This window comes from Fluviibacter sp. (genome assembly GCF_057744235.1).
Map to the genome: position 1 here is coordinate 18,097 of NZ_JBIJFP010000005.1, position 25,403 is coordinate 43,499.

At 49.5% G+C, this 25,403-nt stretch carries 27 protein-coding genes; 18 read left to right on the forward strand and 9 right to left on the reverse strand.

Annotated features, from left to right (window positions below):
- Window positions 1-21: 21 nt before the first annotated feature.
- From glmS to AC3GOJ_RS04360, 3 genes are read left to right on the forward strand one after another with little or no spacing between them, the layout of a single operon-like run.
- A complete protein-coding gene (gene glmS / locus AC3GOJ_RS04350) occupies window positions 22-1,851 on the forward strand; it encodes a glutamine--fructose-6-phosphate transaminase (isomerizing) (protein ID WP_488236239.1) in 1,830 nt (609 codons plus the stop codon).
- A gap of 7 nt (window positions 1,852-1,858) precedes the next feature.
- On the forward strand, window positions 1,859-2,500 hold the full coding sequence (locus AC3GOJ_RS04355) for an FMN-binding negative transcriptional regulator (RefSeq protein ID WP_488236240.1): 642 nt from the start codon (window positions 1,859-1,861) through the stop codon (window positions 2,498-2,500).
- Window positions 2,472-2,825 (forward strand): cupin domain-containing protein, encoded by a 354-nt coding sequence (locus AC3GOJ_RS04360; protein WP_488236241.1) that lies wholly within the window; start codon window positions 2,472-2,474, stop codon window positions 2,823-2,825. The genes AC3GOJ_RS04355 and AC3GOJ_RS04360 overlap by 29 nt, the downstream gene beginning before the upstream one ends.
- Before the next feature lie 124 nt (window positions 2,826-2,949).
- Here AC3GOJ_RS04360 and AC3GOJ_RS04365 read toward each other — a convergent pair whose 3' ends face one another.
- Genes AC3GOJ_RS04365 through AC3GOJ_RS04385 form a run of 5 tightly spaced genes read right to left on the reverse strand, consistent with a single transcriptional unit; the run spans window position 2,950 to window position 7,555 of the window.
- Window positions 2,950-3,594, reverse strand: a complete 645-nt coding sequence (locus AC3GOJ_RS04365; protein ID WP_488236242.1) for a 3-oxoacid CoA-transferase subunit B — start codon at window positions 3,592-3,594, stop codon at window positions 2,950-2,952.
- Window positions 3,591-4,259, reverse strand: coding sequence for an acetate CoA-transferase subunit alpha (gene atoD, locus AC3GOJ_RS04370; protein ID WP_488236243.1), 669 nt, complete (start codon window positions 4,257-4,259; stop codon window positions 3,591-3,593). Before atoD ends, AC3GOJ_RS04365 begins: the two co-directional genes overlap by 4 nt.
- Before the next feature lie 45 nt (window positions 4,260-4,304).
- Complete coding sequence (locus tag AC3GOJ_RS04375) at window positions 4,305-4,751, reverse strand: acyl-CoA thioesterase (RefSeq protein ID WP_488236244.1); 447 nt, start codon at window positions 4,749-4,751, stop codon at window positions 4,305-4,307.
- Complete coding sequence (locus AC3GOJ_RS04380) at window positions 4,744-5,463, reverse strand: response regulator transcription factor (protein WP_488236245.1); 720 nt, start codon at window positions 5,461-5,463, stop codon at window positions 4,744-4,746. The genes AC3GOJ_RS04375 and AC3GOJ_RS04380 overlap by 8 nt, the downstream gene beginning before the upstream one ends.
- 1 nt (window position 5,464) lies before the next feature.
- On the reverse strand, window positions 5,465-7,555 hold the full coding sequence (locus tag AC3GOJ_RS04385) for a PAS-domain containing protein (protein WP_488236246.1): 2,091 nt from the start codon (window positions 7,553-7,555) through the stop codon (window positions 5,465-5,467).
- 104 nt (window positions 7,556-7,659) lie between these two features.
- Here AC3GOJ_RS04385 and AC3GOJ_RS04390 point away from each other — a divergent pair, with 104 nt between their 5' ends.
- From AC3GOJ_RS04390 to AC3GOJ_RS04455, 14 genes are read left to right on the forward strand one after another with little or no spacing between them, the layout of a single operon-like run.
- On the forward strand, window positions 7,660-9,297 hold the full coding sequence (locus AC3GOJ_RS04390; RefSeq protein ID WP_488236247.1) for an acyl-CoA synthetase: 1,638 nt from the start codon (window positions 7,660-7,662) through the stop codon (window positions 9,295-9,297).
- A 23-nt stretch (window positions 9,298-9,320) separates the two neighbouring features.
- Entirely contained in the window at window positions 9,321-10,070 is a 750-nt protein-coding gene (locus AC3GOJ_RS04395; protein WP_488236248.1) for an electron transfer flavoprotein subunit beta/FixA family protein, read from the forward strand.
- Between the two features lie 9 nt (window positions 10,071-10,079).
- Window positions 10,080-11,009, forward strand: coding sequence for an electron transfer flavoprotein subunit alpha/FixB family protein (locus tag AC3GOJ_RS04400; RefSeq protein WP_488236249.1), 930 nt, complete (start codon window positions 10,080-10,082; stop codon window positions 11,007-11,009).
- 57 nt (window positions 11,010-11,066) lie between these two features.
- On the forward strand, window positions 11,067-12,872 hold the full coding sequence (locus tag AC3GOJ_RS04405; RefSeq protein WP_488236250.1) for an acyl-CoA dehydrogenase: 1,806 nt from the start codon (window positions 11,067-11,069) through the stop codon (window positions 12,870-12,872).
- A gap of 29 nt (window positions 12,873-12,901) precedes the next feature.
- Window positions 12,902-14,518: an electron transfer flavoprotein-ubiquinone oxidoreductase gene (locus tag AC3GOJ_RS04410; protein WP_488236251.1), complete on the forward strand. Its 1,617-nt coding sequence runs from the start codon at window positions 12,902-12,904 to the stop codon at window positions 14,516-14,518.
- 29 nt (window positions 14,519-14,547) lie between these two features.
- Window positions 14,548-15,315, forward strand: coding sequence for an ABC transporter ATP-binding protein (locus tag AC3GOJ_RS04415; RefSeq protein ID WP_488236252.1), 768 nt, complete (start codon window positions 14,548-14,550; stop codon window positions 15,313-15,315).
- A gap of 11 nt (window positions 15,316-15,326) precedes the next feature.
- Window positions 15,327-16,046: an ABC transporter ATP-binding protein gene (locus tag AC3GOJ_RS04420; RefSeq protein WP_488236253.1), complete on the forward strand. Its 720-nt coding sequence runs from the start codon at window positions 15,327-15,329 to the stop codon at window positions 16,044-16,046.
- Between the two features lie 24 nt (window positions 16,047-16,070).
- Window positions 16,071-17,279 (forward strand): ABC transporter substrate-binding protein, encoded by a 1,209-nt coding sequence (locus tag AC3GOJ_RS04425; protein WP_488236254.1) that lies wholly within the window; start codon window positions 16,071-16,073, stop codon window positions 17,277-17,279.
- A 58-nt stretch (window positions 17,280-17,337) separates the two neighbouring features.
- Window positions 17,338-18,219, forward strand: coding sequence for a branched-chain amino acid ABC transporter permease (locus tag AC3GOJ_RS04430; RefSeq protein ID WP_488236255.1), 882 nt, complete (start codon window positions 17,338-17,340; stop codon window positions 18,217-18,219).
- 22 nt (window positions 18,220-18,241) lie between these two features.
- Complete coding sequence (locus AC3GOJ_RS04435; protein ID WP_488236256.1) at window positions 18,242-19,192, forward strand: branched-chain amino acid ABC transporter permease; 951 nt, start codon at window positions 18,242-18,244, stop codon at window positions 19,190-19,192.
- A gap of 18 nt (window positions 19,193-19,210) precedes the next feature.
- Window positions 19,211-19,999 (forward strand): methylmalonyl-CoA decarboxylase, encoded by a 789-nt coding sequence (scpB, locus tag AC3GOJ_RS04440; protein ID WP_488236257.1) that lies wholly within the window; start codon window positions 19,211-19,213, stop codon window positions 19,997-19,999.
- Window positions 20,000-20,015: 16 nt separating this feature from the next.
- Entirely contained in the window at window positions 20,016-20,447 is a 432-nt protein-coding gene (locus tag AC3GOJ_RS04445) for a MaoC family dehydratase (protein ID WP_488236258.1), read from the forward strand.
- 7 nt (window positions 20,448-20,454) lie between these two features.
- The gene (locus AC3GOJ_RS04450; RefSeq protein ID WP_488236259.1) at window positions 20,455-20,916 is read left to right on the forward strand and encodes a MaoC family dehydratase; all 462 of its coding nucleotides are present in this window, start codon (window positions 20,455-20,457) and stop codon (window positions 20,914-20,916) included.
- 11 nt (window positions 20,917-20,927) lie between these two features.
- On the forward strand, window positions 20,928-21,623 hold the full coding sequence (locus tag AC3GOJ_RS04455; protein ID WP_488236260.1) for a nitroreductase: 696 nt from the start codon (window positions 20,928-20,930) through the stop codon (window positions 21,621-21,623).
- Here AC3GOJ_RS04455 and AC3GOJ_RS04460 read toward each other — a convergent pair.
- Window positions 21,620-22,237, reverse strand: coding sequence for a methyltransferase domain-containing protein (locus AC3GOJ_RS04460; protein ID WP_488236261.1), 618 nt, complete (start codon window positions 22,235-22,237; stop codon window positions 21,620-21,622). The two genes, AC3GOJ_RS04455 and AC3GOJ_RS04460, sit on opposite strands and share 4 nt — an antisense overlap.
- Before the next feature lie 137 nt (window positions 22,238-22,374).
- Here AC3GOJ_RS04460 and AC3GOJ_RS04465 point away from each other — a divergent pair, with 137 nt between their 5' ends.
- Window positions 22,375-22,551, forward strand: coding sequence for a hypothetical protein (locus AC3GOJ_RS04465; protein ID WP_488236262.1), 177 nt, complete (start codon window positions 22,375-22,377; stop codon window positions 22,549-22,551).
- Between the two features lie 19 nt (window positions 22,552-22,570).
- Here the strand turns inward: AC3GOJ_RS04465 and AC3GOJ_RS04470 are convergent, their stop codons facing one another.
- From AC3GOJ_RS04470 to AC3GOJ_RS04480, 3 genes are all read right to left on the reverse strand, one after another.
- A complete protein-coding gene (locus AC3GOJ_RS04470) occupies window positions 22,571-23,506 on the reverse strand; it encodes a nucleoside recognition domain-containing protein (RefSeq protein WP_488236263.1) in 936 nt (311 codons plus the stop codon).
- Between the two features lie 116 nt (window positions 23,507-23,622).
- Window positions 23,623-24,027: an MFS transporter small subunit gene (locus AC3GOJ_RS04475; RefSeq protein ID WP_488236264.1), complete on the reverse strand. Its 405-nt coding sequence runs from the start codon at window positions 24,025-24,027 to the stop codon at window positions 23,623-23,625.
- Complete coding sequence (locus AC3GOJ_RS04480; RefSeq protein ID WP_488236265.1) at window positions 23,957-25,270, reverse strand: OFA family MFS transporter; 1,314 nt, start codon at window positions 25,268-25,270, stop codon at window positions 23,957-23,959. Before AC3GOJ_RS04480 ends, AC3GOJ_RS04475 begins: the two co-directional genes overlap by 71 nt.
- Between the last annotated feature and the right edge of the window lie 133 nt (window positions 25,271-25,403).

Here is a 25,403-nt window from a genome sequence, read left to right on the forward strand (position 1 = left end):
TTTGATGTCGGAGCCTGGTCCATGTGCGGCATAGTCGTTGCAGTTGCTCGTAAAAACATCGTATCGGTATTACTCGAAGGTCTGCGTAAACTCGAATACCGGGGTTATGACTCCGCGGGCGTTGCTGTGCTCAATGGGGACGGTCTGGTGCGTGTCCGTTCCGCTGGCCGCGTGGCGGACCTGGCCGCCGAGACCGATAAACAGCATCTGTCTGGTGAAACCGGTATTGCCCATACCCGCTGGGCCACCCACGGCGCGCCGTGTGAGCGTAATGCGCATCCACATATCTCCAATGGCCTGGCCGTCGTCCATAACGGCATCATCGAGAACCATGAAGCACTGCGGTGCGAACTTAAAGCCGCCGGTTATGAATTCACCTCGGATACCGACACCGAAGTCATCGCTCACCTCGTACACCAGAACCTCGCCGGTGCACCTGACCTCGTCTCGGCTGTCCGCACTGCCTGCACCCGCCTGATTGGCGCTTACGCCATCGGCGTCATCCAACAGGACAACCCGCATTTTGCCATCGTCGCCCGTGAAGGCTCCCCGCTGGTGTTGGGGTTGGCGGACGATGCCAACTATGCCGCCTCGGATACCGCAGCCCTCCTGCAGGTGACCCACCGCATGGTCTACCTTGAGAACGGCGATGTTGCCGTCCTCACCCCGGATAGCGTCACCATTACCCGTCAGGACGGCACACCCGTCATCCGGGAAGAAACCGAATCCCAATTGTCTGCTGATGCCGTCGAACTGGGCACCTATGCCCATTACATGCAGAAAGAAATCTTCGAGCAGCCCGGCGCCATCATCAACACCCTCGACATGCTGGGCAGTGCCCAGACCGTCCAGGCCGGTTGGTTCGGTGCTCAAGCCGAAAGCATCTTCAAAGGCATCGACCGCATCCTTGTCCTGGCCTGCGGTACCAGCTATCACGCTGGTTTGACGGCTCGTTACTGGCTGGAAAGCATTGCCAAGCTGCCCGTCTCGGTCGAAGTCGCGAGTGAATACCGCTACCGCGACAGCGTCCCGGATCCCAAGACCCTGGTCATTGCCATCTCCCAATCGGGAGAGACGGCGGATACCTTGGCGGCGCTGAAGCACGCCCAGGATCTGGGTATGCCCCATGCGCTGGCCATCTGTAATGTGCCGGAATCGGCCATCATCCGTGCTTGCCCCCTCAGATTCCTGACCCACGCCGGACCTGAAATCGGTGTGGCCTCCACCAAAGCCTTCACCACGCAGCTGGCCGCGCTTTATGTGCTCACCCTGGTGCTGGCTAAAGTCAGAGGCAGCATCAGTCCAGACCACCTGGCGAACTTGGTCTCTGACCTGCGCCATCTGCCGTCGGCGATTAGGTCAGTGCTTGAACTCGAACCCCAGATCAAAGACTGGGCCAAGCAATTTGCCGACAAACAACATGCCTTGTTCCTCGGCCGCGGGGTGCATTACCCCATCGCCCTGGAGGGGGCCTTGAAGCTCAAAGAGATCACCTACATCCACGCCGAGGCCTATGCCGCCGGCGAACTCAAGCATGGTCCGCTGGCACTGGTCGACAAAGACATGCCAGTGATCTCGGTTGCCCCGAACAACCAGCTCCTGGAAAAGCTGAAGAGCAACCTGCAGGAAGTGAAAGCCCGCGGTGGGGAACTCTTCGTGCTGGCCGACGCCAACACGGGTTTCCAATCCGAAGAGGGCGTTCACGTCATTACCTTACCGGATCATGCCGGTAGCCTGTCGCCCATCGTCCACACCGTACCGTTACAACTGTTGTCGTATCACACGGCATTGGCCAAGGGCACGGATGTGGATAAGCCGCGGAATCTGGCGAAGAGTGTGACGGTTGAGTAAATGTTTTATGTATTTGCCTGCAACCTTTCGAGAAACTGATCCTGATGTCTTGGCAGAGCTCATTCGGCAATATCCTTTGGGGTTGCTGGTGACGCCTGGTGCATCGGGATTGTCCGCATCACCGTTGCCATTTCTGTATCGGGAGCACGCTGGCAAGCGAATGATTGTTGCACATATGGCAAAAGCCAATTTGCATTGGCATGAGCTCGCGGACCTCGATGAGTGCCTTGTTGTTTTTCAAGGTGCAGAGAGCTATGTCACGCCTGATTGGTATCCATCAAAACAGATCTCTCACAGAGTGGTGCCAACATGGAACTATGAAATGGTTCAGGTGAGGGGTATTCCCACAGTCATTGAATCGATCGATTGGCTTAGAAACCAGGTAGGTGACGTTACTGATTCGATGGAAGAAAAACGGAAGAGTCCCTGGAAGGTAAATGATGCACCAGCGGACTTTATTGAATCCCAGTTAAAGGCCATTGTGGGGCTGGAAATCCAGATTACCGAAATAATGGGTAAATGGAAAATGAGCCAGAACAGAACGCCAGAAGATGCTCGGGGCGTTGTAAACGGAATGTCTGACCCGAACGATCCACATTTCAATTCTGAGGTTGCCGAGATTGTCACGTCCAGAACAGCCGACAAGTAAGGCTCAAGTTCCTGAATTTATCTTTAGGGATAATAAGGATATTCCTTGGGTTTCGTCTAAATTCGCCGATGGTGTTGAAGTAAAGAATCTAGGCAAAGCTAATGGACGAGCGTTACAACTCGTCCGCTTTCAAGCTGGAGCATCATATCCAGCACACGTTCATTCTGATTGTGAATTCATATATGTCTTGGCAGGCGAAGTGTTTCAGAATGGACAACGCTTAGCAGAGGGGTGCTCAACGGTTGCTTCAGCAGGGACGGTGGATGAAACCTTTGTAAGCCCTGCTGGGTGCGTGTTTTTGCTGTTTTATGGGGTGGATAGCTAAACCACGGTAGTTCGCAAATAACAGAACGGTCGCGTAACAAAAAGTAATCATGCTTCATGAAGGATGATAATCCCGATTTACGAATGCAAATGTGTGAATAAAGTCGCGGAGTACTTTGAACGCCTTAGTTCATGGTAATAAGACTAGGAGCGACCTGAAAGGAAGCACCGGTTTTAGTACTTAGGGTTTCAAGTGTTTCATCCGAGGCGATCTCAATGAGTACAAGCTGATTATTGCGAATATCAAACACGGCACATTCAGTAATGACACGATGAACTTTAGAAATCGCTGTGAGCGGCAGCGTACACTGATCGAGAATTTTGGGGCTGCCATCTTTTGCGCAGTGTTCCATGACAACGATGACTCGACGAGCGCCGGTGACAAGATCCATGGCGCCACCCATACCTGGAACCATTTTTCCTGGTACTTTCCAGTTTGCTAGGTTGCCATGCTGATCAACTTGTAGGCCGCCAAGAATTGATACATCGACATGCCCGCCCCGAATAAGGGCAAAAGACATGGCACTATCAAAGAAGGCTGCGCCAGCTGTAATGCCACAAGGTATACCACCGGCGTTGACTAAGTCAGGAATGGGTGCTCCATGAAGCGGTCCTAGTCCAAGGAAACCATTTTCGGACTGAAGGGTTATTTCAATTCCTTGTGGCAGATAATGAGGAATGTGCGTTGGCAAACCAATTCCTAGGTTGACGATATCGCCGTCTCTCAGTTCCAACGCCGCTCTTGCAGCAATCCGATCTTTTGGAGTCATTGGTTTTCTCCTTCTGAAGCGATATAAGCATCGACCAACGCACCGGGCGTCATAATTGAGTCGGGCTCCAAGTAGCCATCTAGCAGCAGTTCTTTGATTTCTGCTACGACAAAGTCTGCTGCTAGTGCAATAATGGGATTGAAGTTTCTCGCGGCACGTTGATAGCTCAGATTGCCTAAACGATCACCTCGCTGGGCGAGGATAATGGAAATATCGGCACGAAGTGGTCGCTCAACCAGATACTCCACGCCATCGATGGCCATTTTGATTTTGCCTGTTTCAACTTCTGTTCCAATACCGGTTGGTGTCAGAACGCCTCCTAAACCCGCGCCGCCGCATCGAATACGTTCAATGAGTGTCCCCTGCGGCACAAGTTCAACGTCCATCGTGCCGTTAATCATCATGTTGCCGGTCATTGGGTTCGTGCCAATGTGGGAGGCAATCACCTTGGCAACGCGTCCGGCGGCAATAAGTCTGCCAACACCTGTCTCGGGAAAAGCGGTATCGTTGCCGATGAGAGTTAGATTTTTAGCGCCAGAATCAAGGATCAAATCAATAATTCCATCGGGTGTGCCGCAGCCCATGAAACCGCCAAAAAGGATGCGGGAACCGTCGTGAAACCGTCTTGCAAGATCATGTGGGCTAATTTTTTTGTCTCGGCTCATACGCGTAGCAAATAGGATGGGTTAATGAAGTTAACTGCCGCTGTTTTAAAATTGACTTCGCAGGTTTTCCGGAATAGGGCAGGATTTCATGGTCTCTGAATTGACACAAACAATGTTGAATGTCGCACTTGCGAGCAGATCAGAATTAGCAGGGTTGATTGTGTTGTGTTTGCTTTTATCTAGGCGAAAAATTTTTTGTTCGAGCATGAACTGAGAGTTGCCCACGCGGACTACTTGGTGCGAAAAAATGAGTGAATCTTCCAATCGCCCGGGTTGATTGAAGTTGATATTGATTTCCCGAATGATCAGAAGAAGATTGCGTTGGCTCAGATCATTGGGTCCAGAATTCATTCTGCTAAGCCATTCGGTCCGGCTACGCTCTAGGAACTCCAGTATTCGTGCGTGGTGGATTACGCCTGCGCTGTCAGTATCTGAATAACACGCACGCAAAACATAATTTTCAAGAATAGGGAAAGTATGGGTGTTAGTCATGCTTATCCCAATCAACGTCAGCAACAAAGATGTAACCTGCGCCGTAAACTGTTTTAATGATTTCTTGCTGATCTAGGGCAGTTTCCAATTTCTTTCGGAGTCGAGAGATTCGAATGTCAACGCTCCGGTCATATGCTGAAAGATCACGCTGCCCAACCAGGCGTTCTCTAGGAAGTACCCGACGGGGGTTTTTCACAAGAACTTTGAGCATTTCTGCTTCAGCTGCCGTGAGAGGCACCTTTTCTCCCGTGACTGAAATGAGCGTGTTGTTAGCTAGGTTAAATCGCCATCCTAAAAATCTGGCTTGATCCTTTGAGTTGGCTCTAAGTACATTTTCAGGTTTTCTACGAAGGATGCTTTTGACTCTTGCCACAAGCTCAGCTTGATCATACGGCTTTACCATGTAATCGTCAGCACCGGTTTCTAGGCCACTCACTTTGTCACGAATGTTGTTACGGCCGCTCAGAATGAGCACGGAGGCACGAGACCTTGCTTTAACCTCACTCACAAGGTCAATGCCATCAAAATCAGGAAGACCAAGGTCAATGATACAAAGATCGGGATCAACGATGGAAAGTCGATCCAAGAAGCTGGTTGCGCAAAGTGCTATGTTGCAATCAAATTCAGCATGATTCAAGGTTGCTTTAATCTGGTTTGCGATACTCATGTCATCTTCGACGATAAACACTTTAATCGGTGTTATTTGAGCCATTTCAAGCTTTCCCTAGTGCTGAGGCCAATTGTTTTTTAGTGAAAGGTTTGCTCAGATTTGTGAAATTACGGGTGTCAGATTCTGATTTGGTGAGGTCTTCATAACCGCTCATGATTACGATGTGGAGATGTGGCTTCTGCTCTATTGCAGAAATTGCCATTTCACGTCCAGTTTGGCTCCCCGGCATGATGACGTCCGTTAGTACGATGGCGATGTCTTGTACCTGGCTGATTAATTTGATTGCCTCGGTTGCATTGACTGCCTCGATAACAGGATGTCCAAGTTCCATAAGTTGCTTGCGAACAACTTCGCGAACAGCAGCATCGTCTTCAACCAGTAAAACAAGTTGTCCATCACGGCGAACATCTGGTTGTTCGGGTTCGTTAGGCCAAGTTTCCTCTAGTGATGCTTCGTAAGATGGTAAGACGATTGTTAGCATCGTCCCGTTGCCGGGATCGCTTTGAACTAGAATCCCCCCGCCTGATTGCTTCACAAAGCCATAGGTCATGGCGAGGCCAAGGCCGCTTCCTCTGCCGAAGTCTTTCGTCGTGAAAAATGGCTCAAATATTCTGGAAACGATCTCTTGCTCCATCCCAATCCCATCGTCTTTGACTTGGATTTTGATGTATTTGCCAACCTGAACATCGAGTTCTTGTGCGTCACTCTCATCAAGCTCTGAAATTGACGCATTGATTTGAATCGAACCACTGTCTGCGATCGCATCCCGAGCATTGACAACGAGGTTGAGGAGCGCGTTCTCCAACTGGTGTGCATCGATCAGAGCAACTAGCGCAATTGGCCCGAGCGATATTTCCAGCTTAATCCGAGAGGGTAACGAACGGTCTAACAAGGGGGTGATATCTTGAATCAGAGATTTGATATCAATGACTTTAGGTTTTAGAGGTTGTTGGCGCGAAAAAGAAAGCAGTCTCTGAATAAGCTGGGCTCCCCGTTTTCCAGCATCAATTGCCGGTATCGCCAGTTCTCGGAGTTCAGGGTCGTTAGCTGTCTTGTCGACCAGTAAGTTGAGGTTACCGATAATGATCGTCAGCAGGTTATTGAAATCGTGTGCAATCCCGCTGCTCAGCTGACCGATGGCCTCCATTTTTTGGGCCTGAATCAGTGCTGCTTGTAGCCGTTTTTGTTCAGTAATGTCAAACGAAAGCACAAAGCACCCGATGACGATGCCTTCCGGATTGAACTCAGGGACCAAGATGCTACGTGCATGGACTTTAATGCCGTTTTGCAGCATCGCATACTCGTATGAAACCTGCTCGCCAGAGAGTGCTTGTGCGATGTGGTGTTTAACGCTTTCCAGGGCTCTAACACCAATAATGTCATCAATTGACTCCCCAACTACTTCCTCAACCGATTTGTTGAACCATTCACAGTAACCTCGGTTGGCGTATCGGTATATTCTATTGCCATCAAAGTAAGCAATAAGCGCCGGTATGGTGTCTGTGATCAGTCTCAGTTGACCTTCGCTACGGCGCAATGCTTCAGTAATCCTGAGGTTTTCGTTGTTTGCATCAACCAGTCCTTTATTGACCTGTTCAAGCAGACTCGTACGTTGTGTGACTCGCTGTTCCAGTTCAGAGTTTTGGTCCTGAATAACTTTCTCAAATCGCCGCTGCTCCGTGATATCGGTGTAAAGGGTTATGAAACCCCTGTCTGGTAAAGGCTCGCCATGTACTCGTATGATGCGGCCATTAGGTCGCATTCTTTCGAAACAATGTGGCTGAAAATTTTTAGCTGCAGAGACCCGTGACTGAATCAGAACATCAATATCTCCCTCCCCGTACTCCCCCCTTAATGCGTTGAAGCGAATGAAGGCGTCAAAGTCGGCCCCGAGATAGGTCAGTTCTGCTGGAAACTCGAGAAGTTCAAGAAATGGTTTATTCCATGCAATCAACTTAAGGTTGGCATCGAAAACAGTGATCCCCTGATCGAGCAAATCAAGACCTGCTTCAATTTGATTGAGGCGAGAAGCTTCGAGCGGTAATCGATGATTCATTGTGCGGTGCAGAACGCCAGGTGGTTCGGTTAGACATATTCTATCTGGGGTTGCCTTGCCGGTTCCAAAAGAAAACATTTTTTACGTTTCTGTAAGCGTGCTGATACAAAGATTTGACAACATTCGATCAGAGAAGAACCAAAGCGTCGTGGATTCCAGAAAACATATGACAGGAGACATCAATGGGATCGATCTATGATCAGGGGTTGGACAAGAATCAAGCGAACTACGTATCGCTATCACCGTTGAGCTTCCTAAAGAGATCTGCTTTAGTCTATCCGAAGCGTTTGTCTGTTATCCAGGGTTCAAGAACTTACACATGGGCGGAAACCTATGAACGGGTTAAGCGATTGGCTTCTGCCTTGAGTAAGCTTGGTATCGGAAATAATGACACCGTGGCCTGTATGCTGCCAAATATTGCAGCAATGTATGAAGCACATTTCGCGGTTCCAATGAGCGGGGCAGTCGTTAACACGTTGAACACGCGGCTAGACGCAGAGGCGATTGCCTTTCAGCTACAACATGGTGAAGCCAAAGTTCTGATTACAGATCCGGAATTTGCCAGAGTCATCAAAGATGCACTGGATCTATTGCCTGGCAAGAAGCCGCTGGTTATTGATGTCATGGATTCGGAATACGAAAGCCAGGAGCGTGTTGGCACACTTGATTATGATCAGCTTCTTGCAGAAGGTGATGCAAATTACAATTGGAACCTGCCAGAAGACGAATGGGATCCGATTGCACTCAACTACACCTCAGGCACTACGGGTAACCCAAAGGGCGTGGTGTATCACCATCGGGGTGCATATTTAAATGCTGTGTCGAATGTCGTTTCTTGGGGTATGCCACCGCACGCAGTATATTTGTGGACGCTTCCGATGTTCCACTGTAACGGATGGTGTTTTCCGTGGACGATGGCCGTTAACGCTGGCGTAAGTGTCTGTTTACGCAAGGTTGATCCTGCGAAAATATTTGATTTAATTAGAGAGCACAACATTACACATATGTGTGGTGCGCCGATTGTGTACGGCATGCTGATTAATGCTCCGGAGTCTTGCCGTGCTGGGCTCGATCACAAAATTCATGGTCTCATTGCGGGGGCTGCTCCACCCGCTGCCATTATCGAAGGCTGCGAGAAGATGGGCTTCGATATTACCCACGTCTATGGTTTGACAGAGACGTATGGCCCAGCATCAGTTTGTGCCAAGCAACCCGAGTGGGATGCGTTGTCGTTGGAATTCCGTGCAGCCCGAAACGGTCGTCAGGGTGTGAATTATCACCTGCAGGAAGCTGTGACAGTGCTGGATCCGGAAACGATGTTGCCCGTACCTTGGGATGGTGAGACAGTGGGTGAAATCATGTTCCGTGGCAACGTCGTGATGAAGGGCTATCTTAAGAATGCTCAAGCTACGGCAGAAGCATTTGCTGGGGGCTGGTTCCATACTGGTGATCTGGCCGTGGTGCACAGCGATGGATACGTCAAGATTAAGGACCGTTCCAAAGATGTGATTATCTCAGGTGGTGAGAACATCTCGTCACTTGAAGTTGAAGAAGTCCTTTTCCGTCATCCGGCTGTGAATATTGCTGCGGTTGTTGCTAAACCAGATGACAAGTGGGGTGAAGTGCCGTGTGCGTATGTGGAACTCCGCCCGGGGGCGTCTGCATCCGAAGCTGAAGTCATTGAATTTTGCCGCGAGCATCTCGCCCGCTTTAAAGTGCCTAAAAAGGTTGTCTTCATTGAAATTCCGAAGACGTCCACGGGAAAAGTCCAAAAATTCCGGTTGCGCGAGCTGGCAAAGTCCGCGTCTGCCATTGAATAACCTCAAGTACGCTTGGAGTTGCTATGAAAATACTGGTTCCGGTCAAACGCGTTGTTGATTACAACGTTAAGGTTCGCGTAAAAGCAGACGAAACAGATGTTGATCTGGCTAACGTCAAGATGTCGATGAACCCATTTGACGAGATTGCTGTTGAAGAAGCGGTTCGTCTAAAAGAGAAAGGCGTTGTGACGGAAGTTATTGCTGTGTCGTGCGGCCCGGCTGCTTGCCAAGATACGCTTCGCTCGGCCATGGCCATGGGCGCTGACCGGGGTATCCTCGTTGAATCCAATGATGAATTGCAACCGTTGGCTGTCGCCAAGCTGCTGAAGGCTGTTTGCGAAAACGAGGTCCCGTCGTTAGTGATCTGCGGAAAACAGGCGATCGACGATGACTCTAATCAGACAGGACAAATGCTCGCCGCCCTGTTGGATTGGCCGCAGGCGACCTTTGCTTCAAAGGTCGAACTGGCTGGTGACAAAGTCACGGTGACCCGAGAAATAGATGGGGGCCTGGAAACGTTGGCCATGTCGATCCCCGCGGTGGTGACAACAGACCTGCGGTTGAACGAACCGCGCTATGCAACGCTTCCAAATATCATGAAGGCCAAGAAAAAGCCTCTCGATACGCTTGCGGCAGATAGCCTCGGTGTGGATACGCAGCCACGTCTGAAGACCATTAAGGTTAGCGAACCACCGAAGCGTGCCGGAGGCGTTAAGGTGGCCGATGTGGCCGATCTACTCAACAAGCTTCGCAACGAAGCTAAAGTTATTTAAGGAGAGATCATGGCTGTTCTGGTCCTTGCTGAACACGATAATAAGTCACTGAAAGCTGCGTCCCTGAATACCATTGCGGCCGCGACTAAGTTGTCGGCCGATGTGGATGTGCTCGTCGCCGGCGAAGGCTGTGCGGAGATCGCCGCCAAGGTTGCCGCCCTGCAGGGTGTGAAACGCGTTCTGGTGGTCGACAACGCGGCCTACGGCGATCAGGCTGCTGAGCCGTTGGCGAAACTCTTGGTTTCGCTGGCTGCTAACTACAGCCATCTTCTTGCGCCCTCAAGCAGTTATGGCAAGAATACGATGCCACGCGTCGCCGCGTTACTCGATGTGGCGCAGATTTCCGACATTGTGGGTGTCGTGAGCGAAGATACCTTTGTTCGCCCAATCTACGCAGGTAATGCACTGGCTACGGTCGTATCGTCGGATGCCAAGAAGGTCATCACCGTCCGTTCGACGGCCTTTGACCCGGTGACTGAAGGTGGCAGCGCAGCCGTTGAAAAAGCGGCTGTGGCTGACAGCGGTAAGAAATCGGATCTGGTGGGTCGCGAGCTAACTAAATCGGAGCGCCCAGAACTTGGCGCAGCGAAGGTGATCGTTTCCGGTGGCCGTGGTTTGGGCAGTAGTGAGAACTTCAAGTCAATTATGGAACCGCTGGCCGATAAATTGGGGGCCGCCATTGGTGCTTCTCGTGCGGCAGTTGATGCCGGGTTTGTGTCCAATGATTGTCAGGTCGGCCAAACTGGAAAAATCGTTGCGCCTCAATTATATATTGCAGTAGGCATGTCGGGTGCTATACAACATTTGGCGGGAATGAAGGACTCCAAGGTCATTGTTGCAATCAATAAGGACCCGGATGCACCCATCTTCCAAGTAGCTGATTACGGCTTGGTTGCAGATCTCTTCGAGGCTGTGCCCAACCTGATATCGCATCTTTGACCGGTTACATCAATCCCAAAAGTCTATCTGCCAATTTAGGATAAACGGAGTTTGACCATGAGTACTTATATTGCCCCCGTCCGTGATATGCAATTTGCTATGCATGAATTGGCTGATCTGGAAGCTGTTACGCAGCTGCCCGGATATGAAGAAAGCTCTCCAGATCTAGTCGAAGCAATTATGGATGAGGCAGGCAAATTTGCTACAGAAGTTATAGATCCAATCAATCCGGTCGGTGATCGACAGGGTTGTGCCTGGAAAGACGGTGAAGTGACCGCCGCTGACGGCTATAAAGATGCCTACAAGCTTTTTGTAGAAACAGGCTGGAATGCAATGCCGTGCTCGACCGAGTTCGGTGGCCAAGGGCTGCCGACACTGGTATCGACAGCAGTGCAGGAAATGTGGAAGTCGGCCAGCATCTCGTTTGCGCTGTGTCCGATGTTGACCACAGGTGCGATCGAAGCGATTGCGCATCATGGCTCTGACGAACTGAAAAACACCTATCTGCCGAAGATGGTCGAAGGGACCTGGACTGGCACAATGAATTTGACCGAGCCACAAGCGGGTTCGGATCTGAGTGCTGTGCGCTCTAAAGCTGTGCCGCAGGCTGATGGTAGCTACCGTATTACCGGGACCAAAATTTTCATCACCTGGGGTGAGCACGATATGGCGGAGAACATCATCCACCTCGTGCTGGCACGTTTGCCTGATGCGCCACCGGGTGTGAAGGGTATTTCACTTTTCCTTGCACCGAAGTATCTGGTTAACCCGGATGGTACTTTGGGCGAACGTAACGATCTGGTTTGTGCATCGATCGAACACAAGATGGGCATCCACGGCAGCGCCACTGCAGTCATGTCCTTTGGTGAGAAGGAGGGCGCCATCGGCTATTTGGTCGGGGAAGCGCACAAGGGGCTCGGCTACATGTTCACGATGATGAATCATGCCCGTTTGAATGTGGGGCTTGAAGGCGTAGGTGTTTCCGAACGATCGTACCAGCATGCACTGGCCTATGCGCGTGAACGAATTCAGGGTGCGCCAATTGGTGATAAGTCGGGTGTGGCCAAGCCAATTCTGCATCACCCGGACGTGCGCCGCATGCTCATGGATATGAAGTCACGGACCGAAGCCATGCGCGCCTTGGCTTACTGGGTGGCGGCGCAGATGGACCATGCGCACAATAATCCAGATGTCGAGCAGGCAAAAATGGCCCAGGCGATGGTTGATTTCCTGACACCTGTAGTCAAAGGCTGGTGCACTGAAAGCAGCGTTGAAATCACCTCTACGGGCATTCAGGTCCATGGTGGTATGGGTTTTATCGAAGAGACTGGCGCTTGTCAGTACATGCGTGACTCAAGAATTACACCAATTTACGAAGGTACAACGGCCATTCAGGCTAATGACCTGGTAGGACGTAAGTTGGCGAAAGATAAAGATGAGAACGGCGTTGGCGGTGCAGCAGCTCGCTTACTAATTAACCGTATCAAGACTACCCTCGAAGCACTGAATGCTCACAAAGAGCTAGCTGAGATTGCTCAGGAGCTTAACGCTGCACTTTTTGCTTTCGAAACATCAACTGAATGGCTTGTTGAGCATTACGAGATAGAGCCTCAGGCAGCGTTAGCTGGCGCAGTACCTTATCTGATGCTTACGGGTATTGTGACGGGCGGATGGATGATGGCCCGAGCAGCACTGGTAGCCCAGGCCAAGATTGGTGCTGGAAGCGATGATGATTTCTTCAAAGCCAAGCTCGCTACAGCGTGTTACTTCTCTTCGCATCAGTTACCAAAGGTTGCTGCTTACGCAGCTGAAGTCACGGAAGGCAGTGCTTCAGTTCTAGCGTTGCCAGAGTCACTTTTCTGAAGATAATGATGCGAACAGATCGAGAGTCAATGGCATACGACGTTGTTATCGTCGGTGCTGGGCCTGCAGGATTAACTGCGGCGATAAGGTTGAAACAACGGGCCAATGAATCGGGCAGGGATGTCAGTGTCTGTGTTCTGGAAAAAGGATCAGAAGTCGGTGCACATATTTTGTCAGGCGCCGTCATTGAGCCGCGTGTCCTCAATGTGCTTTTCCCTGAGTGGCGGAGTATGGGTGCCCCTCTGGTTACAGAAGCTAATGAAGATCAGCTATTGCTCTTGTCCGAAAGCGGCTCTCGTAAGTTACCTACACCTCCCCAGATGCATAACAAAGGGAATTACATCATTAGTTTGGGGAAGCTTTGCCGGTGGTTGGGTGAACAGGCCGAGGCTTTGGGTGTGGAAATATACCCAGGCTTTGCTGCAGCAGAAGTTCTTTACCATGAAGATGGCTCTGTAAAAGGGGTTGCCACAGGGGATCTTGGTATTGCAAAAGATGGTTCTGAAACTGGCAATTACCAAGCCGGTATGGAATTGCATGCCAAACAGACAATTTTTGCGGAAGGTTGCCGTGGCTCTTTAACGAAGGCGTTGTTCCATAGCTATGATTTGAGGGACGGTGTCGACCCTCAAACTTATGGTATTGGCATTAAGGAACTTTGGGAGGTTCCTGCTGAGCGACACCAGCCGGGCTTGATTCTGCATACAGTCGGCTGGCCTCTACCAAGTGATACTTATGGCGGTTCTTTTCTTTATCACCTCGAAGATCATTTGGTGGCCGTTGGATTTGTTGTGGGTCTTGACTACAAGAACCCGTGGCTGTCACCCTACGAAGAATTTCAGCGGTATAAAACCCATCCGGCAATACGGAAGCATCTTGAGGGTGGTCGCCGGATTTCATATGGTGCGCGTGCGCTGTCCGAAGGTGGCTTTCAGTCTCTGCCAAAACTGACGTTTCCAGGTGGTCTGCTTGTCGGTGATACAGCGGGATTTCTGAATGTCCCTAAAATTAAAGGGACGCACATGGCAATGCAGTCGGCCATGGTCGCAGCTGATGCCGTATTTGATTTGCTCGGTATTGAGCCAATCGCGGTAGAAGCATTGGCGTACCCACAAATGTTGAAAAAGACATGGTTATGGGACGAGCTTTATCAAGTCCGCAACATTCGGCCCGCTTTTAAATGGGGTTTGTGGGGTGGATTAGCCTATGGCGCGCTCGATACGTTGGTCTTTCGAGGAAAAGCGCCTTGGACAATGCGTCACCACAACGATCATGACCAGCTTATGACCAAGGACGCTGCGCCGAAGATTGACTACCCAAAACCGGATGGTGTCTTGACGTTTGATCGACTGTCATCGGTTTTCTTGTCGAATACGAATCATGAAGAGAATCAACGTTGTCATCTTCAGTTAAAAATCCAAGATGTCGCGATAAGCACCAACTTTGCCAAGTACGCGTCTCCGGAAACTCGCTATTGCCCAGCGGGTGTTTACGAGATTGTGGGAGAGGCGTCGGGTTCGCCTAAGTTGCAGATCAATGCACAAAACTGTTTGCATTGTAAGACGTGCGATATTAAAGATCCGACACAAAACATTAATTGGACAGTCCCCGAAGGGGGTGGCGGTCCTAATTATTCAACGATGTAAATAGAAGCCCCCAAGTATTCGGAGGATACATGAGCGATTACATATTAGAAACAAAAAACCTCACTAAAGACTTTAAAGGATTTACGGCCGTTTCAGATGTAAGCCTTAAAGTTAAAACAGGTTCGATTCATGCGCTTATTGGTCCCAATGGTGCGGGAAAAACGACGGTTTTTAACTTAATCACAAAATTTCTTCCAGCGACTTCAGGGCAAATATTATTTAAAGGCGTTGATATTACCAACGAAGCTCCGGCGGTGACTGCGCGTCGTGGTTTTATTCGGTCGTTCCAGATCTCTGCAACCTTCCCCCATCTAACAGCTTTAGAGAACGTTCGCATCGGATTGCAACGTAAACTGGGCACTGAATTTCAATTCTGGAAATCGGAAAATTCACTGAATTGCCTGAATGATGAGGCAATGGCGCTGCTCGAGTCTGTTGATCTTAAAGATTTCGCCTCGACCATTACTGCCGAGATGCCATACGGACGTAAACGTGCACTAGAAATTGCAACGACGCTGGCCTTGGACCCGGAAATGATGCTCCTAGATGAGCCTACCCAAGGCATGGGGCAGGAAGATATCTCGCGAGTGGTTGATCTGATTAGGAGGGTGTCAGCAAACCGCACCATTTTGATGGTTGAGCACAATCTGTCGGTTGTCTCACATCTGTGTGATCGGATCACCGTGCTGACGCGAGGCAGCATTCTGGCAGAAGGGACGTATGAGGAAGTGTCGGCCAACCCTCAGGTTCTGGAAGCGTATGTTGGTTCAAACGATATGTCTGATGCACATCACTGATTGAGAATAGTATGAATAGCTCATCACATAAAACTGAATATCTCCGTATAACCGACCTTCATTCGTATTATGGAGAATCACATATTCTTCATGGTATCGACATGAAAGTTGATAAGGGAGAGTGTGTCACATTGCTCGGACGTAATGGATCGGGTCGTTCAACCACGCTGAAGTCCATCATGGGTCTTGTTGGTCGACGTAGTGGCTCGATTATGCTTAACGGAAGCGAAATCATTAATGTACCGACCCACAAGATTGCTCGATATGGCGTTGGATTCTGCCCTGAAGAGCGTGCCATTTTTTCGTCACTTTCCACCGAGGAAAATCTGACACTGGCACCCATTGTTGCCAGTGGCGGTATGACTGACGATGAAATCTACGACATGTTCCCTAATCTCAAAGAGCGTCGGAGTAGTCCTGGTACTAAGCTCTCTGGTGGAGAGCAGCAGATGTTGGCGATGGCAAGAATACTCCGTACCGGAGCACGCTTGCTGTTGCTCGACGAGATTACCGAAGGCCTTGCTCCGGTGATCGTAAAAAAGCTTGGGGAAGTCATTACCGAGCTTAAAAAGCGTGGGTACACGATTGTTCTGGTTGAACAGAATTTCCGCTTTGCGGCACCTCTGGCAGATCGACATTATGTACTTGAGCATGGGGAAATCATCGAGACAATTTCTCAAGATGAGCTTCCTTCAAAAATGGAGTGGTTACAACAAACGCTTGGCGTCTGATCAGGCAAAATTAAGGAGACAGTAATGAAACAGAAGAAACTTGCAGCAGCAATCGCGCTGATGGCGGCAATTCCATTTGCTGCTCAGGCTCAAGTGAGCAATAACGTCGTCAAGATTGGTGTTCTTACAGATATGTCAGGCACCTATTCTGATCTGGCGGGTCAAGGCACTGTTGTAGCCACAAAAATGGCCATTGATGATTTTATGGCGAATGAAAAGCCTAATTTCAAAATTGAAATGGTGCAGGCAGATCACCAAAATAAAGCAGATATTGCTTCGAATAAAGCGCGGGAGTGGTTTGAGCGCGATGGTGTTGATGTAGCGAGTGAACTTGTCACCACATCTGTTGCTTTGGCGGTCATGAAGGTCGCCAAGGAAAAAGATAAAATTGCACTGATTAATGGTACTGCCTCGGCGACTATTACCAATAAAGAATGTAATGACGTCACCATTCATTACACCTATGATACCTATGCACTAGCAAACGGTACGGCAAGTGCGCTGACCAAACAAGGTGGGAAGACCTGGTTCTTCCTGACGGCAGACTACGCATTTGGTAAATCCCTCGAATCTGAGGCTGCCAAAGTTGTTACAGCCAACGGTGGTAAGGTTCTTGGCTCGGTTAACCATCCTTTCCCGGGAACCGACTTTTCCTCGTTCCTACTTAAGGCGCAGCAATCGGGTGCTCAAGTTGTTGGTTTAGCCAATGCGGGCTCTGATACAACAAACGCAATCAAGCAGGCAGCGGAGTTTGGAATTACACCCAAACAAACGCTAGCAGGTCTGTTGATGTTTATCACTGATGTTCATTCGCTGGGTCTGAAATCAACGCAGGGTATGTATTTGACGACTGGTTTCTATTGGGACCGGAACGACGATACACGTGCTTGGTCGCGTCGATTCTTTGAGAAACAGCGCAAAATGCCGACCATGGTCCAGGCGGGTCAATACTCTTCAGTCTATAACTATCTGAAGGCAGTTAAAGCTGTGAATAGTGATGACACCAAAAAAGTCATGGACTACATGAAGAAGACACCGATCAACGACTTTTTTGCCAAGAACGGTCGTATTCAGCCTAATGGCCGGATGGTTCACGACATGTATCTTGCGCAGGTTAAAAAGCCTGATGAAGCTAAGTATCCGTGGGATTATTACACGATTAAGGCAACCATCCCAGCAGATCAGGCATTCACGCCTCTGAAAGATAGCACTTGTCCGCTGGTGAAGAAATAAATAGTTAACACAAAAGAGTGATCAGGGCGGGCGACCGTTCTGATCACAGGAGTCAGTCATGGAAATTTTCGGGATACCAACGGCGTTGCTTGGCAGCCAATTATTCATCGGCCTGATCAATGGATCGTTTTACGCGATTCTGAGTCTTGGTTTGGCTATTATTTTTGGTTTGTTGAACATCATCAATTTTTCGCATGGCGCGATGTATATGCTGGGCGCGTTTGTTGCATGGATCGGCCTCACGTATTTCGAAGTCGGCTACTGGACCTCATTGTTACTAGCCCCGTTATTAGTGGGTTGTCTTGGCATGGTTCTTGAGCGAACCATGTTGAAACAGCTGTACAAGCTAGATCATTTGTATGGGCTTTTATTGACTTTTGGCCTAGCGTTAATTGTTGAAGGTATTTTTAGAGATCAATTTGGTGTTTCTGGTGAAGGCTACGCCGTTCCGGATGCTCTGACGGGCCTCATTCCTCTCGGGTTCATGAATTTGCCCATTTACCGCGGCTGGGTCGTCATTGCTGCGCTCACAGTCTGCTTTGGGACTTGGTACATGATTGAGAGGACAAAACTTGGGGCCTATCTTCGAGCCGGGACCGAGAATCCTGAGATTGTCCAGGCGCTTGGTATCAACGTACCTATGCTGATTACCTTCACATACGGTTTTGGTGTTGCGCTCGCTGCATTTGCTGGTGTTTTAGCCGCACCCGTTTTTCAAGTTAATCCGTTGATGGGCTCTAACCTAATCATTGTCGTTTTTGCCGTAGTGGTTATCGGTGGGATGGGTTCAATCATGGGGTCCATTCTTACTGGTTTGGGATTGGGCCTGATTGAAGGGGTTACAAAGGTGGTATATCCGGAAGCCTCAAGCATCGTGGTTTTTGCCATCATGATTCTAGTGCTGCTGGTTCGTCCAGCCGGTCTATTTGGTAAGTCCTGATTACCCCCCAGAGGATATCGCTATGAGTACAACGACAAACAGTAGTAACAAGATGTATCTGGTTTTTGGTACGCTATTTATTCTGGGATTGGTAGCACCATTTTTTGCCTATCCTACGTTCCTCATGAAAGTGCTGTGTTTTGGATTGTTTGCTTCGGCATTCAATCTTCTCCTTGGCTTTGTTGGTCTACTTTCCTTTGGCCATGCCGCATTTTTAGGAACAGCCGCTTATGTCTGTGGGATGCTGGTCAGAGATAGTGGCTTAAGCCCTGAACTTGGCATTCTCGGTGGAACCCTCGCGGCGGCTTTTTTGGGCTGGGTATTCGGTAAGCTCGCCATTCGTCGTTCCGGTATTTACTTTGCCATGATCACGTTGGCCTTGGCTCAAATGGTTTTCTTCATTGTCCAGCAGATTCCTGCAACCGGTGGGGAAGATGGTCTTCAAGGGGTGCCTCGAGGCAACCTTTTTGGATTGATTGATCTCGACAATAACTTGTCCATGTACTATTTTGTATTTGCAATATTCTGTGCAGGCTTCTTTGTGATCTACAGAACAATTCACTCTCCGTTCGGCCAGATTCTCAAGGCGATTCGAGAGAATGAACCGCGTGCGATTTCTCTCGGGTATGACGTTCATAAGTTCAAGTTGATTGCATTCGTGATTTCAGCAGCGCTTTCTGGTCTGGCAGGAGCAACCAAAACTCTCGTGTTCCAGCTGGCCTCACTCTCCGACGTTCACTGGCATATGTCAGGGGAGGTCGTTCTCATGACACTTCTTGGCGGCCTCGGGACAATCTTCGGACCATTGGTTGGTGCAGCAACGATTGTGACACTTCAAAATGAGCTTGCCGATAAGGTCGGTTCCTGGGTCACAGTGATCATGGGCGTTATTTTCGTCCTTTGTGTTCTTGTGTTCCGCCGCGGGATCGTTGGTGAAATTCAGGCATTGATCCGTCGTTCAGGTGTCAACTAGTTTGATGTGAGTTGCGCTGTGAAAAGCAAAACTTTGATTGAAATAACGCTCGAGGATCACGTGGGTCAGCTGATGCTGACCCACACGCGAAAGTTGAACGTTATGGGGAATGCATTAGTTAATCAGCTGATTGATGGTATGGCACAGCTGGTATCAGAAGGTGCGTTATCAATCATCATTAAAACCCTGCCGGGCGTGAAAGTCTGGTCCGCAGGGTATGACATCAACGAACTGCCACCCCACGGTCATGATCCGCTTGAGTGTCATGAGCCTCTGCGACGTGCCGTACGAGCAATGCAGTCTTGCCCAGTGCCTATTTTGATGCAGATTGAGGGGAGTGTATGGGGCGGGGCGTGTGAGCTTGTAATGAATGCTGACATTATTATTGCCGCTGAAGGTTCTATCATTAGTTTTACCCCCAGCCGCCTAGGCGTGCCCTACAACCCATCAGGGATTATGAGTTTTCTCAACTGCATACCATTACATATCCTTAAGGAAATGTTCTACAGGGCACAGCAAGTTCCGGTTGAACGCTTAGCGCAGTATGGCGTCATAAATTATGTGGTTCCAGCCGATTCATTAGCTGAATTTACCCAAGATGTTGCCGTGGATATCACCAAAACAGCACCTTTAGCGAATGCGGTATTTAAAGAACAGGTGACTTCGATAACCAATTCGATCCCGCTCACGTCACAAGAGTTCGAACGTATAGAAGCCAGTCGACGGGTAGTTTATAGCAGTCAAGACTACCTTGAGGGGTTAACAGCGATCAAGGAAAAACGAACGCCAGTTTTCCAACGCAAATGATTAACTAGGAAATACAATGCCACACGAAATTGGTTTTACCATTGATCAACTTGAAGTTGGTATGTCTCGCAGATTCGCCAAGACGATCACAGAAGCAGACATCGTTATGTTTGCAGGTGTTTCTGGTGACATTAATTCAGTTCATCTCAATCAAAAAGCTGCCGAAAAGGGTATTTTTGGTGGGCGTATTGCGCACGGGATGTTGTCTGCAGGTTTGATCTCCGCATGTATCGCGAATAAGTTACCTGGGCCTGGCACGGTTTATCTTGCACAAAATCTGAAGTTCAGAGCGCCGGTAAGACCGGGTGATACCGTGACAGCAACTGTCACGGTACGTGCTATTGAACTTGAAAAAAATCGTGTCTCATTAGAGACGATTTGTGATGTCGACGGCAAAGTGGTGATCGAGGGCGAGGCGCTTGTTCTTGCCCCAAAGCCGATTGAGTAGCCTACCGATGAAGCAATCAGTTCCGCATATACTGCATAGATCACTTGATGATCTCAAAGTTGGTCAAGTATTTAGTACGCAAGGCTTTACTCTGACGCAAGCTGACATCACAAGTTTTGCATTCGCTTATGATCCGCAGCCCTTTCATATTGATGCCGTTGCAGCGGAGCAATCGATTTTTGGTGGACAGATAGCCAGTGGATTCCATACCATCGCATTGTGTTTCAGATTATTTATTCAGAGTGGTGTCTTCAATCATTCTAGTCTTGGTGGTACAGGGCTGGATGAAGTCCGATGGTTTGCCCCCGTAAGACCTGGCGACACCCTTAGAGCTGAGGTTGAGGTTATTGAACTGATACCTTCTAAAACTAAATCTGAGCGCGGTGTTGCAATATTGCAGTATCGTGGCTATAACCAGCGTCAGGAGTTGGTTGTCAGCTTTTATGGTAACCACTATTTATTACGATGAGTCTAAACGACATGGCCGCTGATCAGGATTTCCAAATCATCGACAGGGCGATTGTTTCACGTCGTTCTGTACGTGCCTTTCTTGACACGCCCGTCAGTCCTGAAATTATCCATGACATCCTTCAGGTTGCATCTAGAGCGCCTTCTGGAACGAATACACAGCCCTGGCGGGTTTATGTCCTGACGGGTGAAGTTAAACAAAAGTTAAGTGATGCCATTCAGGACGTATTTCTTGATCCTGAAAAGGCAGCGAAATACCGCGAAGAATACGATTATTACCCTACCTCATGGATCGAGCCTTTTATTTCTCGTCGTCGAAAGGTTGGGTTTGATCTTTACGGATTGTTATCGTTGCAAAAAGATGATAAGGAGGGAATGAGACGACAGCACGCCAGAAATTACCAGTTCTTTGATGCACCAGTCGGTATCATCTTCACGATTGATCGAATCATGGGCAAAGGTAGTTTGTTAGATTATGGGATGTTTATGCAAAACATCATGATTAGTGCTGTAGGTCATGGGCTTGCTACCTGTGCGCAAGCCGCTTTTAATCAGTTTCATGAAATCATCGAAGATGAGCTCAACCTTCCCGAAAATGAAAGTGTGGTTTGTGGCATGGCATTGGGCTACGAAGACAAGAAGGCCATTGTTAATACCCTCAAAACGATCCGTGAACCGGTTGAAAATTTTGTTACTTTTCTGAGCTAAGACGGACCTCTTCGTTGAAGCCGAATAGCAAGTTCAATCCATCCCTGGTCGTGAGTCACGACCTCAGGTGCACTGTCAGGCCATTCCCAGTATTCCGAATTGAATAGTGCGCGCATCCCATTGAGATCACAGTGAAATGGTGGTCCTTGCACGATGCCTTTCTGAGCAGGTGCTCGCTCAACTTGCATGAATAAGGCATATAAATGACCGCCAGGTCGAGTCCAACGTGCCAATTGCCGAACATAGTTTTTCCAGTGATTGGGGTCTAGTGCACAAAGACACGTTTGCTCGTAGACGGCGTCGAACGTTTTTTGTGGGTCGTAAACAAGCACATCAGACTGAATGATCTCAGCGTCTAGATGCTGCTTGTTGAGCAATCGCTTTGCTTCAGTGATTGCGGCGGCAGTATAGTCAATACCCGTCACATCAAAGCCATTGGATGCCAGTGTTGCTACCTCCCAGCCTTTACCGCAACCGGGTACGGCAATTCTGCATGGTTTTAGCGTTTTCGATTGAAGCCACTTCAGCAGCTGTGGGTTTGTTTGGCCGCGATCCCAGGGGGTCTGATTTTGCTCAAAATGCTTTTGCCAGAAGTCAGGATTGAGAGCACTCATTCAGTAAGTCCTTCTAGATGCTTTTATTCAGAGGTTATTTGATACTCGGCAAAAAATTACGCATTGCAACATCGATAACTCAATGAGAAACCTAGGATAATCCAAAATGGGTCAGTCATCTAGGTAAGGTGTGTGCCATGAACTATAAAGTTGAACTTGCTGATTATTTGAGCGATCAATGGGTGCAGATTGCCGTGATTGATAAGTCATTGCATGAATTGCTAACGTATCTTTGCATCGTCAAAAGAATGCATCCAGGGAGTCAGGTTCGAGCGCAAGATCCACTGACGGGTGAGATTGTGGTGAAGGTTTGAAAGCATCTGACCTAATTAACTAGAAAAACAGGCTGTGTGCAATCGTTCTAGTGCAAATGCCTACACAGGCTCCGCACGCTGCAATCTTCCAGACTTTTGCGACTCGCAGGCCCGCGGACATGAATATAGCTATCCCAGCAAGATCGAATGGATGAATGAGCCAGCCAGCACTCTGGTTAACGAGGCTTGATGTTGCATCCCCCATTTTGATCATGTCATCCATGACACCCATCATTGCCGTACCGCCTGCCAGATATTTAGTGAAGGTAGGAAGAACAATATTGGGGTTAATGCTGGCGAATGCCAAGGGTGATGTCAGTATGGATGTTAACCAGTCGATGACACCCAAGCTTTTAAAAATGTACACTGTAACCATCGATAGTACGAGCATGGGAATGGAGCCCAGCGTGATTTTGAATGCTTCAGCACCAGCTCGATTGATGACATCAAGAACGCCCTTGGCATCTTCGGCGATAGGATGATGAAGTGTTTCGTCTACGCTCACTTCATTGCTGGAAAGATTCCGTCCAAAGAGATGGTAAGTGGTTGCCGCGGCAATCAACCCACCTACGATAGACATCATCATTGTAAAGCCGAAGTTAAGACCCATGGACGCCATTGGGAATAGAACATTTGCCTGCGCCATACTGAAAACCATCGCTAGACTTGCCGCAATGTGCCGATCAGAAACACCGCGCTGATCCATCATAGTCAGTGTCGCTACAGGCCCGGCAAAGCTGACGAATGTGACTTGTAATGCTGCGAAGACACTTAAGCCATTAAGGCCAAAAGGGCGAAGCATCGGAGCTACTTTGCTTACAAACCAGTCCAGAAAGCCTTTTGCTTCTAAAAAACGCATGATTGTTAGCATCACAACCATAATCGGAAGCAGAATGAACAAAGCAAGTTCAATCGCAGATCTTCCTGCCTTAAGAATGACGTCAACAATTTCCATGCGATTATTGTTTCATAAATTAGTAGCTGAAATCTTACAAAACCAGAGGTTGTATATACCTCATGAAAAAAAGCCGCTTGACCTTCGAAGCGGCTTCCTTGCACCTGATTACTCAACTATTTGAAAAGTAATAGTGCCTTCTGTAAGGTGATCCACATGCCCCAGGCCATGGGAATGGAAACAGCAGTCCAGGCCAGCGCAATCTTCCAGGAGTGCGAGACTTCGTGGGCAATGGCCGCAACATCGGATACAAAGTGCTCGTGGGTGTCGTCGGCGATTTTCTTTTCCACGGCGACTTCATCTTTGCTCATGTGCAGTTCTTCAGACACCGGACGCACCAGCCAGTTGGCGATAAAGCCGATGATGAGCAAAGCAGAGAGAATGTACATGGTGATGTTGTAGGCATCGGCACGTGCCACGCCATGCGCTAGCTGGTATTCACGCACGTAGTTAACGATGACTGGCCCGAAGATGCCGGCAGCCGACCAGGCGGTGAGTAGTCGACCATGGATAGCGCCCACGAACTTGGTACCAAACATATCCGCCAGATAGGCGGGCACGGTGGCGAAGCAACCGCCGTACATGGAGAGAATGACGCACATGAAGATTACGAACAACGCCAGGCTGGCACCTTGCGCTGGCCGCGTACATGGCAAAGCCGAGCAGGAAGAAGGTAGCGTAGGTGGCTTTACGGCCAATTTTGTCGGAGAGCGATGCCCAGAAGAAACGGCCAACGATGTTGAACAGCGACAGCAGACCGGTAAAGCCGGCAGCGATGGCAGCAATCGAGGTCTTTTGCGCGGCAGTCAATTCATTGAAGGCAATGTCAACGCCGATCAGCTTGCCGGCAAACACTTCCTGCAACATGGGCGAGGCCATGCCGATGATGCCGATGCCGGCCGTGACGTTGACGCAAAGCACCGTCCACACCAGCCAGAACTGACGGGTTTTCCAGGCCTTGCTCAGGTGCACATGATGCTGGGTGATCATGGCGCGCTTAGACGGCGGTGGCGGTGTCCAGCCGGCTGGCTTCCAGCCTTCGGGCGGAATGCGGTAGCCGAGGGCGCCGGAGATCATGAAGACGAAGTAAATCGCTGCCAGCACTAGGAAGGTTTCATATACACCGACCGAGGTTGATGTGGCGAAAGACTTCATCAGTAGATCAGCCAGTGGTGCGCCGATCATGGCGCCACCACCGAAACCCATGATGGCCATACCGGTGGCCATGCCGCGGCGATCCGGGAACCATTTGATCAATGTTGATACGGGGGAAATATAGCCCAACCCCAGACCGATACCGCCAATCACGCCCGAACCCAGCCACATCAGCCAGATCTGGTGCAGCTTGATGCCAATGGCTGAGATGACCAGACCCCCACACCAGCAGAAAGCCGAAACCACACCGGCTTGACGTGGGCCCACACGCTCCAGCCAGCCACCCCAGATGGCAGCGGATGAACCGAGGAAAACAAAGAACAGGGTATACATCCAGCCCAGGGTGGAGATTTTCCAGTCGCAGTTGGCGGCGAAGAGCTCCGTGAGCAGACTCATTTCTGCCGGGCAAGCCACCGGTGCCGAAATGCCAATGGCGCGGGAGAGTGGCAACCAGAACACCGAGAAACCATAGGCCATGCCGATACAGAGATGGATGGCCAATGCAGCAGGCGGTACGAGCCAGCGATTAAAGCCGGGTTTGGCGATGATGCGGCTTTTATCAAGCCAACCGGAATTTGATTTAGATGTTTCAGAAGGAGACGTGTTCATGGCGATGTTTGATTTTTGCGTGACCTAATATTCTATAGAAGGCGATTGGTTCGCAGGCGATGGAGATGGGTGGTCTTTAATTTTCATCGGGATGTATGCTATGGTTCGTTATGTATTTCGGCTACATAACGAA